Consider the following 12,307-nt stretch of genomic DNA (forward strand, 5'->3'; position numbering starts at 1 on the left):
GTTGTCAGTGCGTCCGATCACCCAGACCGGGCTCCCAAACATCCTTCTGTCTCAAGGAGCATCATGTCCCTCCCCCTGGCCCGTCGGATCGCCCGTGCCGCGCTGATCGTCGCCGCGGGTGCAGTTCCCGTGGTCGGTGCGGCCGGCTCCGCCAGTGCCGTGGAACTCCAGGAGGCCGCCCCGCTCGGCAGCCTGACCGCCGTGGACGCCGAGAGCCTGAGCGGTGCCGTGGACGGCGCCACTCAGAAGGCCTCCGACCTGGCCGGCAACACCGGAGGCAATGCCGTCAAGCAGACCGTCCCCGCCGCCGGAAAGACCCTCGGGGAGGCCGGGAAGACCCTGGCCCCGACCGCCCAGAAGACCGCTGGCGAGGTTGCGGGCACCGCGGGCACCGCCCTCGGCGAGGCCACGGGTGGCACGGGCGAGTCGCTGGGTGGCGCCCTGCCCACCAACCAGCTCGTCGGCGGTCTGCCCGCCGGCGGCCTGCCGACCGACCAGCTGCCGCTGACGGGCCTGCCGCTCGGCTGATCGGCCCGCGTTCGGCGGCCCTGGCGCAACTGCCGCCGCCCGCCCACAGCGGTACGGCAGGAGCACCGAAACCACCGCGGCGCCATCTCGGTGGCTCCGCGGTAGGGGCGTCCGCAAGACGCCGTGCGGGTTGTACGGCAAAGCCCCTGCGGGATGCATGACACAGAAGGGTCCTGGGAGTTCATCCTCCCAGGACCCTTTTCGACTACCTCGGGCGAGCGGTTGCCTCGCGCACTGCGAGCGCGCTCGCACCGCCCTCGCGCCTCTTGCCCAGCCCAGGCGGTGCGGTCCCAGGCGTTACGGTGTCGGGCGCTCCGGCCGAGTCTTCAGCCCAGTCTCTTCACCGCGGCTTCGACCCGCTCATCGGTCGCCGTGAGGGCCACCCGGACAAACCGCTCGCCAGCCGTCCCGTAGAAGTCACCGGGCGCCACCAGAATGCCCAGCTCAGCCAGGTGCGCCACGGTCCCCCAGCACGGCTCATCGCGCGTCGCCCAGAGGTAGAGGCTCGCCTCGCTGTGCTCGATCCGAAAGCCATGGCCCTCCAGCGCCGTCCGGAGCACGGCTCGCCGGGCCGCGTACCGCGCCCGCTGCTCGGTGACATGGGTGTCGTCGCCGAGCGCTGCGATCATCGCCGCCTGCACCGGGGCGGGGATCATCATTCCGCCGTGCTTGCGGATCTGGAGCAGCTCGCCGAGCACCGCTGCGTCACCGGCGATGAACGCGGCCCGGTAGCCGGCCAGATTGGAGCGCTTGGAGAGCGAGTGGACGGCGACCAGACCCTCGTAGCCACCGCCGCAGACATCGGGGTGGAGCACGGAGACCGGTTCCGCCTCCCAGCCCAGTTCCAGATAGCACTCATCGCTGAAGATCAGCACGCCGTGCTCTCGGGCCCAGGCGACGATCCGCGTCAGTTCGTCCTTGGCCAGTACCCGGCCGCTGGGGTTGGAGGGCGAGTTGAGCCAGAGCAGCTTGAGATCGGTCGGGTCCAGCTCGGTGGGGTCGTCGTAGACGACGGGGGTGGCTCCGCAGAGCCGGGCTCCGACCTCGTACGTCGGGTAGGCGAGCTGCGGATAGCCGACGCGATCGCCCGGGCCGAGACCGAGTTGGGTGGGCAGCCAGGCGACCAGTTCCTTGGAGCCGACGACGGGCAGCACATTCGTCGGCGCGACATCGACCGCACCGAGCCGGTGTTCCACCCAGCCGGTGAGCGCGTTCCGCAGCGGGACCGTGCCCCAGACCGTCGGATAGCCGGGCGAGTCAGCGGCCTCGACGAGGGCCTGCTGGATCAGTGCGGGGACGGAGTCGACCGGGGTGCCGACCGAGAGGTCCACGATGCCGTCGGCGTGGGCGACAGCCCTCGCCTTGTAGGGCTCCAGCCGGTCCCAGGGAAAGACAGGCAGACGCGAAGAGACTGCGGACACGGGACTTTCTTCTCTCTCGTAGGGCCGGGAGGGCGCGCACCTTGAAGCCCTGGGCCCTCGCCCGGGGCTCTCGCGTCCCGGTCCCGCGCGGACGACGACCGCACGGGACCGGACGACTTGCCGGCCCTAGCCGTTCTGCGGCGGGAGGGAGGCGACGAAGGGGTGGTCACGCTCGATCAGACCGAGCTTGGAGGCACCACCGGGAGAACCCAGCTCGTCGAAGAACTCGACGTTCGCCTTGTAGTAGTCCTTCCACTCCTCCGGGGTGTCGTCCTCGTAGAAGATCGCCTCGACGGGGCAGACGGGCTCACAAGCCCCGCAGTCGACGCATTCGTCCGGGTGGATGTACAAGGACCGGGAGCCCTCGTAGATGCAGTCGACGGGGCACTCCTCGATGCACGCCTTGTCCTTGACGTCTACACAAGGCTGCGCGATGACGTAGGTCACGCTGTCGTTCCTCTCGGTAGGGCTCTGGCATTGCGCGGGAGCGCGGCGTCGTCGATGCCCACATCTAGTATCTCCGTTCCTGACGACGATCCGAACAGGAGGGGCTTGCACAGCTGTGGAAATCATTGGCTCTGGACGGCTCGAAGTCCGTATTACACCCCATGACGTGGGCAAACGCGTATCAATCCGACGTCTCACCGACCCCTCGGTGGGTGGTGAGAAGTTCACCGACACGATCGGCGTTCTCACATCCTGGGACAAAGGTGTGCTCCTCGTCACACGGCGGACGGGGGAGAGCGTCCACATCTCGGAATCGGCGCTCGTCGCGGGCAAGGTCGTACCCCCGGCGCCCGCCCGCCGGCGCGGCCCTGCGGCGAACTTCCCCGAGCTGGCCCGGGTGACGGCTCGGGCCTGGCAGCCCGTGGAGAGCGAGCGCCTCGGTGACTGGGAGTTGCGAGCGTCCGGTGGGTTCACCCGCCGCGCGAACTCCGCACTACCGCTGGGCGATCCAGGCCTGCCCCTCGACGCGGCTCTCGCCCATGTGCGCACCTGGTACGACAAGCGCGGGCTGCCCGCGTACATCCAGACGGCGACCGGCGCGGCGGGCACTCAGGAACAGCTCTGCGCCCGACTGGAGGCAGCGGGCTGGCACCGCGAGGTGTCGGCGCTGGTACGGATCGCAGCGCTGGCACCCATCGCCGATCTCGACGCACCCGTGGAGCGGGTCGTGCTGTCGCGCTCCGTCGACGAGGCCTGGCTGCACCGCTATCAGCGCTCCGGACAGTACGGGGACCACCTGCGCCAGGTGCTGGCGAGCGGCCCTTCGGTCTGGTTCGCCTCAGTCGCGGCCACCGGTTCCGCCGAGGCGGCTGAAGGGGCGCCAGCGGCCATCGGGCGATGTGTCGTCGACGGGCGTTGGGCCGGGTTCATGGCCGTGGAGACGGACCCGGGTCAGCGTCGACAAGGACTGGCCACCGCGGTGATGACCGCTCTGGCCAGGCGTGCGTTGGACGAGGGCGCGTCGGCGGCCTGGCTCCAGGTGGAGGCGGACAATGAAGGGGCGCGGGCGCTGTACGACAGGATGGGCTTCGCCACCCATCACAGCTACCACCACTTCCGCTCGGTGTAGCCGGGCCCGGAGCGGGGACCCTGGCGAAGCCGGGTACACAGACCAGGCCCCCGCCTGGACGGACAGGGACGGCATATGCAGGACGATGGCACCGACCACCGCGAGCGGTTCGCCGAGGAGGCACGCTCCGAACGTCCCGACCTCTCGCTGTTGTGCCTGCTGCTGGGAGCGGTCGCGGACCCGAGACTGGGTGACGCGGGGGTGGACGCCGCGCAGATGGAGCTGGACCGTCTCGCCGGGCTCCTCCCCTACGGGGCCAAGAGCCCGCGCGGCTGGGCGACGGCGCTGGCCGCCCTGCTCGGCGACCGGCTCGGTTTCCATGGCTCCCCCGGCGACTACCAGAAGCTTGAGTCATCGCTGCTGCACGAGGTGCTACGGAGCCGCCGAGGGCTGCCGATCCTGCTCTCGGTGGTCTGGATCGAGGTCGCGCGGCGAGCGGGCGCACCCGTCTACGGAGTGGCCCTGCCCGGGCACTTCGTGGTCGGTTTCGGCGATCCGCAGGAGTTGGGCGGTCCCGACGCACGGGTGCTCGCCGACCCCTTCGGCGGAGGCGCTCCGCTGACCGGGCCGGACGCGGAACGCCTGGTCGTGGGGGCGACGGGCACCCCGATTGAACCCTCGGCGCTCTCCCCCGCACAGCCGCTCGATGTGGTTCTGCGCGTCCTGAACAACATCAGGGCCTGGGCGGCCGTTCGCCCCGAACGGTCCGACGTGGGGCTCTGGGCGGTGGAACTGTCGCTGCTGCTGCCCTCGCATCCGGCGCGGCTGCGCTATGAGCGGGCGCAACTGCTGGTCCAGCGCGGCGACTTCCTGACCGGGGCGGCCGAGTTGGACGCCTACGCGGAGGTGGTCGCGGCCGTGGAGCCTTCGGCCGCTGAGGCGCTCAGAGGGCGGGCCCGGGCGGCTCGGGCGAGGCTGAACTAGAGCTCATCGGTCCGCCGGGACGGAAGCCGGGCACTGATCGAGCGCCGATGCCCGTCGTTGCCGGCCCGGGTGCGGCCGTGCCGGTGGCAGCGGTGGACCGGCGCCCGTTGTGCCGTGCCGGCTCGGCGCCGAGGGCGCGTGGCGGCATCGGAGGAGGCGGAGGACGGCAGCGTCGGCGGAGCCCGGCCCGGAGCAGGTGCGGCTGTCGCGTGCCAGGTCGCAGGCGTTGGGCGGCGCGGTACGCGAGAGCTCGGCGGTGGCGGTCGTACGGCGTGTCTTCGCCATTCAGGCGCAGGACGCCGTCGCCGCCGATCCGGGCATTCGCGCACGGGCCGACGGCATCGGCCCCGAGGAGATCCGTCGGGCGTACGAGGATGAGCGCGGCATCGTCCGGACCTGGCTGATGCGCGGCACCTTGCACACCGTCCCCAGCGAGGACCCGCGGGTGGGTCCTGGCGCTGCTCGCACCCCGGCTGATGGCGGCCGCCGGTCATCGATACCGCGCGCTGGGCCTCGATGAGGGGGGGGGCCGGGAACGCGGCTGGGCGGTGATCCGGAACGCGATCACCGCCCAGGGACCGCTCACCCGGGGCGAATGGGCGGAGCGACTCGTCGCGGTGGGCATCCCCCGACCGGTCAGGCCCCTTTTCATCTGATCCGCCATGCGGCGCTCTCCGGGATCATCTGCCACGGCCCCCGCCGCGGGTCCGACGCGGGCTTCGCACTCCTGGACGACTGGCTGCCCCGCCGTGAGACCCAGCCACCCCGGTGGGAAGCGGAGGACGCCGTGGTGGAACTCGCCCGCCGCTATCTGCACGGTCACGCTCCGGCCGAGGCGGCGGACTTCGCCGTCTGGTCGGGGCTGCCGCTCACCACGGCGCGCCAGGCGTGGCGAACGCTGGTGGCGGGCGGGGAGATCGCCCCCTACGGTGCGCACGGCCTCACGGTGCCGGTGGACAGTGCGACAACGCCCCAGGGCGTCGACGCCGGTGATGTACGGCTGCTGCCCGCCTACGACGGCTGTCTGGTGGGCTGTCGCAGCCGTGCCCAGGCCGTACCGGACGCCTTTGAGCGCCAGGTGTGGCCCGGGGGCGGGCAGATTCGACCCACCGTGGCGGTGGACGGCCTCACGGTGGCCACCTGGAGCCGTGGGCGCCGTGAGACGGTTCGCGGCAGCGTGCGGATCGAACCGTTCGGGTCGCTGTCCGCGCGGGTCGAGGAGGGGGCGGCACGGAAGGCAGCCGCCGTGGCCCGTTTCTTCACCCTTCCGAGTGAGTCGGGAGAAGGGCGGCCCCGGGAGGACGAGCGCTGATCCGCCGGCCGGAATCACTCCCAAGCGGTCTCTCCACAGGCGGCTCCCGCCTCATCGGCTGGCCCTGTCTCACCGGCTGGCCCTGTCTCATCGGCTGGGAAAGGCCCGATGCCCGGCAGCCCCTGCGAGGAGCGGACCGGGCATCGGATGGAACAGCGGCTGACGGGGCTCAGTTCGGGTTGAGTTCGATCACGGCAACACGCTCCTGCGGCGTCTTACCGCGCAGTGCCGGACCCATTGCCTGGGCCACGTCATCGGCATTGAGCTGGTGCTTCTTGCCATCACCCTTGGTGATCATGACCCCGTCGAAGATGCCTCCGAGAAGCTCTTCGATCGCCTTCTTGTTGTAGACCTCCACCAGCTTGCCGTCGATCGGCTTCATCGACAGGATCCGCGGCAGCGACTTGGCCGGGCCGAACGGGATCTCCCTGCCCCCGGCTGTGATCAAGATCCGATCGGACATCGCCGGCTTCGCGAACTCCTTCATCGCCCGCTCGATCTCCGCCTGGCTGACGGTCGGCTCACGAGAGACGACGGGCAGTTGGATCGCGTTCGGTCGGCCGGTCTCGACCTGGGCCCGGTAGGCGTCCTTCACGGAGGTCATCGATCGGGCGACATCGAGCCCGTTGCCCGGCTTGCCCGGTACGGCTGTGACCTTGTTCGGTTCAAAGGTGATCGTGCCCTCGACCGCCGAGCCGGATTCACCCGCGAGATCGGCGAGCGCGACGCTCAGCTTCTCCTCGTCGACGACGATCTCCGGTTCGGCGACGCGCTGCTCACCGAAGAGGGAGCCGATCACCGAGATCGGGTTGTAGTCGCTGCCCGCGGCCTTGCGGACCGTGGTCTGGCTATCCAGCGACAACCCCGCCTTGTCGGGAGGGAGCTGCACCTTCTTGCTTCCGATGGTGAGCTGAAGCGGGGTGGCGGCGCGCTTGCCGAGGGCGTCGTCGAGCTTGACGACCGCCTGTTCCTTGGTGCCACCACCGATGTCCACACCGAGGACCGTGGTCTTCTTCGGCACCTCGGAGTGGTTCAGCAGCAGGCCCGCGCCATAGGCGACGCTCAGCAGTCCGATCACCCCGACGCCCAGGAGCACCACCTTGGAGCGCCCCTTCTTGGCCGGGGGTGGCGGTGGTGCGGGGCGCGCGGCCGGGGTTCCCGTCGCGGTGGAGGCCCCACGACCCGAGCCAGCACCGGCGGGTGCGACCGGACCGCCGGGACCGCCGGGACCGCTGGGGAAGTCCGCCGGGGCGAAGTCTCCACCCGGGCGGCGCCCATGAGGACCCGAGCCGGTGGCCCCGGCGGGCACCGGGTCAATGCCGCTGGTCAGGGTGTCTCCGGAGACCTGGCTGCCCGGAGCGGAGGCCCCGGCGGCATCGGGAATCGGCTTCTGGGGGGTCAGTACGGCGGTGTCATCGGACATTCGGGGCGCTGGCGGGCTGGGCGCGGCCCCCCGAGCGGTGGCTCCTGGACCTTCGGCACCCCGCGGGGGAGCCGCGGGACCTCCGGTCTCCTGGCCGCCCGCTCCACCGCCCTGGCGGGAGCGGACCGGCATATTGCCCTGCGCCGGCCCGGCGGTCGCTCCTGTCGGATGCTGACGCGCCGTGGCCGATGTGCCGGCGTTGGCGGCCAACTCGTCGAGCGAGCCGGGCGAGCCCTTCGATCCGCCCGTCTGCCCCGGGACGGTGTGCCCGGTGTCCCGGTCTCCCCCTGCGGGCGAGGGAATCCCGGCCCCGTTCGTACCGCCCTTGCGGGGTGCGAACCAGTCGCTTGACGGGGACTTCTCCCCTGGCTGCGCCGGCACCAGGGGCGGCGCGGGGGCGACGGGGCCGCCTATCGCCGGCATGGCGGTGGTCCGTTCGGCATCCTGTTCAGCGGGTGCGCCCGGCGCCTTGGTCGATGCCTCGACCTCGGCTTCGCTCATGGGCTTGCGCATGACGACGGGCGGGATCGGCCGCGAGCCCGGAATGTTGATCCGGATGCGGGTCGTCAGCGTGGTCTCGGTCCTGGGTTCGGGCTTCGGCTTGCTCAGGGACTGCACACGGGCATCCGGCCTGGGGTCACGAGCCGTATCGGCGGCATCGGCCGCCGCTCCGTCCGGAGCGTCCTGCGTCGGGTGCAGCGACGGATACTGGCGCGATCCATAGGGCGGTGTCCCTGAGGGGTACGCGGCTCCTCCACGCCCCTGGGGCCCGGAGGACGAACTGTCAGTTTCACGACTCAAAGCAGGTTCTCCCGGTTGGCTTCGCCGCCCGTTTCTTACTGGATAGCTACTGATGTGGGCGGCTCGGCGGCGCGCACCACCATACTGGCCGCCAAGGACACTCGCCGTGCGGCTGGGAAAGCATCATCCCGTCGACCGTACGGGGATGGTCAGTTCGAGGGTGTACCACCCTCCGTGGCGGTACACCCTAGAAGTCCGCCGATCCACCGTTTGCCGTGGGGTCGCCACAGGGCCTTATGTGTCAAGTCGAGGTTTATCGCCGCCCGGTTGCGTGGTGCGCACCAGCGTGGCGCACATCACAGCGAGGGCCATACCGACGACGATGTACGCAAGTGGTCCGATTCCGGCCGAGAAGAGACCATCGCCTTCGGCGCGCCCGGTGCTGAGGGCGATGATCGCGATCAGCCAGCCCGCGGCCGATGAGATCGCGCCGAACTGGGTGTCCGTCGCCCGTGCGGAGCCGTAGAAGAGAGCGGCGGCGGCCAGGAGGGCGAGCAGCAACCCACCGGGGAACCAGGCCCCTTGGATGAGCGAGCCCGCGATACCGACGACCGCGCCGAGCAGGGCGAGCCCCAGATAGGCCGCGATCCGGCCGGGTCGCGCCGGCCTGGTGAGCCATGCCCCGGGGGCTTGCGGGGGGTTCATCCGGTCACTCCCGCGAAGAGGTCGCGTTCGCGTTCGCCCTCGGGCGCGCCCGGCGCGCCCTGTGCCAACTCGTAGTACTCCGTGGCGAGGATCGGCTGCCCGAGCCGGTTGGAGAGCACGAAGTTGGTTCCGACCACGGTGATCTGGGTGGCGTGGGCGGCCATCGCCGCGGCCTTGCGCTCCGCGTACTTCGTCCCGTCGATCTCGGCGGTGATCCGTGCGTCATCGACCACGCCCGGGACGTCCTCGATCGGTGCGATGCCCACGAAGCCGGCGTCAGCATCGGCGTGGAGTCGGGCGAAGGCCTCTTCCGCCACCGAGCGCGGCACCCGGTTCCAGTAGACCTTGGTGATGGTGTGCGGTTCACCGAGGTCACGGCGGTAGGCACGCTCCGCTGCCAGCTCGACAGCGCGCATGGCCACGCGGTGCGCCTGGATGTGATCGGGGTGTCCGTACCCGCCGGTGGGGTCGTAGGTCACCAGCACCTGGGGACGTACCGAGCGGATGATCTCCACCAGGTGTCCGGCGGCATCGTCGACCGGGGTCGCCCAGAACGCGCCTTCGCGGCGGTTCTGCTCGGTACCCATCATCCCGGAGTCGCGGAAGCGCCCGGGACCGCCGAGGAAGCGGTGGTCGGTCACACCGAGCTCCTTCATCGCGGCGGCCAGTTCGCCTATGCGATGGGGCCCGAGCTGATCTTCTCGGTCGGGCGCGAGATGGGCGAGGTCCGGCGGGATGACCTCACCCTCTTCTCCGAGGGTGCACGTCACCAGGGTGACCTGGGCGCCGACGGCGGCGTACCTGGCCATCGTGACGCCATTGTTGATCGACTCATCGTCCGGGTGTGCGTGCACCAGGAGCAGACGACGGGTGGAGGGATCCTTCATACGGGACAGCCTACGAGGGCGAACCGCACCGCCGGGCGAGAACGTGCGGCCCTCCGTGGCTGGATTTGCAACTCCCGGTGGTCAGAAGCGACGACTGGGACGACAGAAACAACCGCGAAGGACCGCAGAAGGATCACAAGAGCCGCTGAAGGCGTCGCCGGGACGCGGGAACGTGGTTAGAACTTGAAGTCGCCAATCATTCCGGCGACGTTCGTGGTCAAGTCATTGATCGTCGGGGCAATGGACGAGCTAGCGAGATAGAACCCGAGCAACACGCAGATCGCCGCGTGCCCACCTTTGAGTCCGGACTTCCGGATCAGCAGGAACATGATGATCGCCAGCAGCAACACCGCCGAAATCGAGAGGGCCACGGCGGTTCACCTCCACAGATATTCGGTCGGGGGACAGGCAGGTCGCATGAGCCAGGTGGTTCCTACCCACCTTGCGCTACGGATCATAACTATCCGTGCCAACGCATCGATCGGTGCACGGCAGCACACGGGGGCGCACGACCGCTAGGTTCGGTCATATGACCATGAGGACGCAGCTCTCCTTTCCGCGCCAGTACGCCAGGACCCAGCGCTACACGCTGGGCGCACCCCGGTCCTTCACCATCTCCCCGGACGGTTCTCGGGTGATCTTCATCCGCTCCCCGTCCGGTACCGACCGGCGCGGTCAGCTGTGGGTCATGGATCTCGAAGCCGGCACCGGTCAGACCCGGGAGAGACTGGCCGCCGATCCTGAGGTCCTCCTCGGTGGCACGGACGAACAACTGTCCACCGAAGAGCGGGCACGGCGCGAACGGAGCCGCGAGGGCGGCACCGGAATTGTGGCCTACGCAGTGGATGGGGCAGCCGAGTTGGCCGCGTTCGCCCTGTCAGGGCGGCTGTTCACCGCCGAGTTGCGGGCCGGCACCACCCGCGAGCTGCCCGCGCACGGGCCGGTGGTCGATCCTCGGCCGTCTCCTGACGGCCGCCGTATCGCCTATGCGTCGGGCGGTGCGCTGCGGGTCGTGGAGGCCGAGGGCGAGGGGGACCGGGCGCTCGCCGAGCCCGAGGGGGAGGATGTCTCCTACGGGACTGCGGAGTTCATCGCGGCCGAGGAGATGGGGCGGCTCAGGGGCTTCTGGTGGTCGCCGGATTCGGACCGGCTGCTGGTGGCGCGGGTGGACCAGCGCGAGGTGCGGCGCTGGTGGATTCCGGACCCGGCACATCCCGATCGGGCCCCGGAGCGATTGGCGTACCCAACAGCGGGAACGTCCAATGCCGAGGTACGGCTGTTCTTGGTTTCCCTGGAGGGCGAGCGCCGGGAAATTGGCTGGGATCGTACTCAGTTCCCCTATCTCGCACGAGTGCACTGGTCAAAGGCAGGTGCACCGATCCTGCTAGTCCAAAGCCGGGACCAGCGAATTCAGCGCTATCTAGCGGTGGATACCGAAAGTGGTGACACCCGGACCGTCCATATTGACGAAGATTCGGCATGGCTGGATCTATGTGATGGAGTACCGGTATGGGGCCCCGGCGGCGCCCTGGTGCGAATCGTCGATGTAGGCGGCGCACGGGTACTGGCGGTGGGCGACCAGATGTGGACGGGGCCCTCGCTCCAGCCGCGAGCGGTGCTTGACGTCGGCGAGAACGACGTCCTGCTACTGGCGGCGGCCGGCGAGGAGGCCGCCCACCCCGAGATCGGCGAGATCCATGTCTACCGGGTGACCGAGCAGGGCATCGAACGCGTTTCGGAAGGGCGGGGTGTGCATACGGCCGTCCGCTCGGGAGCGCTCACCGTGTTGGCCTCGGCCCGTCTTGAGGCCCCCGGGACCTCGTACCGCCTCCTGCGGGACGGCGAGGCCCTGGCATCCATCGCCTCCCATGCCGAACGGCCGGTACTGACCGCGCGACCCCGACTGAGCGAGGTGGGGGTACGGCGGATTCCGTGCGCGGTGCTGCTGCCACAGGAGTACCAGGAGTCGGACGGGCCGCTTCCGGTACTGCTCGATCCCTACGCCGGGCCGCGTGGTCAACGCGTCTACGCGGCCCAGAACAGCCATCTCACCTCCCAGTGGTTCGCGGACCAGGGATTCGCGGTGATCGTCGCGGACGGACGTGGCTCTCGGGGCCGCTCCCCGGCCTGGGAGAAGTCCATCAAGGATAACTTTCCGCTGACTCTGGACGACCAGATCGACGCCCTGCACAATCTGGCGGAGCGCTATCCGCTGGATCTGGGGCGGGTGGGGATTCGGGGTTGGTCCTACGGGGGCTATCTGGCGGCGCTCGCGGTGCTGCGCCGACCGGACGTGTTCCACGCCGGGATCGCGGGCGCTCCGGTGACGGACTTCCGGCTCTACGACACCCACTACACGGAGCGCTATCTGGGGGACCCCGCGGCTCAGCCCGCGGTGTACACGGCGAACTCACTGGTGACTGAGGACGGGCTGAGCGCTCCGGAGAACCCGGCCCGGCCGCTGATGATCATCCATGGGCTGGCCGATGACAACGTGGTGGCGGCCAACAGTCTGCGGCTGTCATCGGCGCTGCTGGCGGCCGGGCGGGAGCATGAGGTGCTACCGCTGAGCGGGGTGACGCATATGACACCGCAGGAACAGATCGCGGAGAACCTCCTCCTGCTCCAAGTGGGCTTCCTGAAGCGCGCCTTGGGCTGACCACCCGCACGGCCGGTGCCGGCCAGCGGGCTCATCCGGCCCGCGGGCGCGGGCCGGGGCGACTGGGCGGAGGCCGTTCGGCAGGGGGAGCCCGCCACCGGGTGAGGCCTTGCGCGCGGGGAGATCACCCG

12 protein-coding genes are annotated in these 12,307 nt (G+C 70.1%); 6 read left to right on the forward strand and 6 right to left on the reverse strand.

Annotated features, from left to right (window positions below):
• Positions 1–63 precede the first annotated feature (63 nt).
• Positions 64–528: an ATP-binding protein gene (locus tag NBG84_RS12405; RefSeq protein WP_250919432.1), complete on the forward strand. Its 465-nt coding sequence runs from the start codon at positions 64–66 to the stop codon at positions 526–528.
• A gap of 326 nt (positions 529–854) precedes the next feature.
• On the opposite strand, the gene dapC is transcribed toward NBG84_RS12405, so the two are convergent.
• Together dapC and fdxA are read right to left on the reverse strand one after the other, a co-directional pair.
• On the reverse strand, positions 855–1,949 hold the full coding sequence (gene dapC / locus NBG84_RS12410) for a succinyldiaminopimelate transaminase (RefSeq protein WP_250919433.1): 1,095 nt from the start codon (positions 1,947–1,949) through the stop codon (positions 855–857).
• 126 nt (positions 1,950–2,075) lie between these two features.
• Positions 2,076–2,396 (reverse strand): ferredoxin, encoded by a 321-nt coding sequence (gene fdxA, locus NBG84_RS12415; RefSeq protein WP_250919434.1) that lies wholly within the window; start codon positions 2,394–2,396, stop codon positions 2,076–2,078.
• Between the two features lie 115 nt (positions 2,397–2,511).
• Here fdxA and NBG84_RS12420 point away from each other — a divergent pair, with 115 nt between their 5' ends.
• From NBG84_RS12420 to NBG84_RS12435, 4 genes are all read left to right on the forward strand, one after another.
• Positions 2,512–3,525: a GNAT family N-acetyltransferase gene (locus tag NBG84_RS12420; protein ID WP_250919435.1), complete on the forward strand. Its 1,014-nt coding sequence runs from the start codon at positions 2,512–2,514 to the stop codon at positions 3,523–3,525.
• A 75-nt stretch (positions 3,526–3,600) separates the two neighbouring features.
• On the forward strand, positions 3,601–4,449 hold the full coding sequence (locus tag NBG84_RS12425) for a transglutaminase-like and tetratricopeptide repeat-containing protein (protein ID WP_250919436.1): 849 nt from the start codon (positions 3,601–3,603) through the stop codon (positions 4,447–4,449).
• A 196-nt stretch (positions 4,450–4,645) separates the two neighbouring features.
• Entirely contained in the window at positions 4,646–4,969 is a 324-nt protein-coding gene (locus NBG84_RS12430; RefSeq protein WP_250919437.1) for a DNA glycosylase AlkZ-like family protein, read from the forward strand.
• Between the two features lie 75 nt (positions 4,970–5,044).
• Positions 5,045–5,761, forward strand: coding sequence for a DNA glycosylase AlkZ-like family protein (locus NBG84_RS12435; RefSeq protein WP_250919438.1), 717 nt, complete (start codon positions 5,045–5,047; stop codon positions 5,759–5,761).
• 169 nt (positions 5,762–5,930) lie between these two features.
• Here NBG84_RS12435 and NBG84_RS12440 read toward each other — a convergent pair whose 3' ends face one another.
• The 4 genes from NBG84_RS12440 to NBG84_RS12455 form a co-directional block, all read right to left on the reverse strand.
• Positions 5,931–7,985, reverse strand: a complete 2,055-nt coding sequence (locus tag NBG84_RS12440) for a peptidoglycan binding domain-containing protein (RefSeq protein WP_250919439.1) — start codon at positions 7,983–7,985, stop codon at positions 5,931–5,933.
• Positions 7,986–8,219: 234 nt separating this feature from the next.
• Positions 8,220–8,630: a DUF6113 family protein gene (locus tag NBG84_RS12445; protein ID WP_250919440.1), complete on the reverse strand. Its 411-nt coding sequence runs from the start codon at positions 8,628–8,630 to the stop codon at positions 8,220–8,222.
• Complete coding sequence (gene mshB, locus NBG84_RS12450) at positions 8,627–9,517, reverse strand: N-acetyl-1-D-myo-inositol-2-amino-2-deoxy-alpha-D-glucopyranoside deacetylase (RefSeq protein ID WP_250919441.1); 891 nt, start codon at positions 9,515–9,517, stop codon at positions 8,627–8,629. The genes NBG84_RS12445 and mshB overlap by 4 nt, the downstream gene beginning before the upstream one ends.
• A gap of 176 nt (positions 9,518–9,693) precedes the next feature.
• On the reverse strand, positions 9,694–9,888 hold the full coding sequence (locus tag NBG84_RS12455) for a hypothetical protein (protein ID WP_250919442.1): 195 nt from the start codon (positions 9,886–9,888) through the stop codon (positions 9,694–9,696).
• A 158-nt stretch (positions 9,889–10,046) separates the two neighbouring features.
• Between NBG84_RS12455 and NBG84_RS12460 the strand changes: the two genes are divergently transcribed.
• Positions 10,047–12,176 (forward strand): prolyl oligopeptidase family serine peptidase, encoded by a 2,130-nt coding sequence (locus NBG84_RS12460; RefSeq protein WP_250919443.1) that lies wholly within the window; start codon positions 10,047–10,049, stop codon positions 12,174–12,176.
• The last annotated feature ends 131 nt before the right edge of the window (positions 12,177–12,307 follow it).

The sequence above is a fragment of the Streptomyces albipurpureus genome (assembly GCF_023701525.1).
Lineage (GTDB): Bacteria > Actinomycetota > Actinomycetes > Streptomycetales > Streptomycetaceae > Streptomyces > Streptomyces albipurpureus.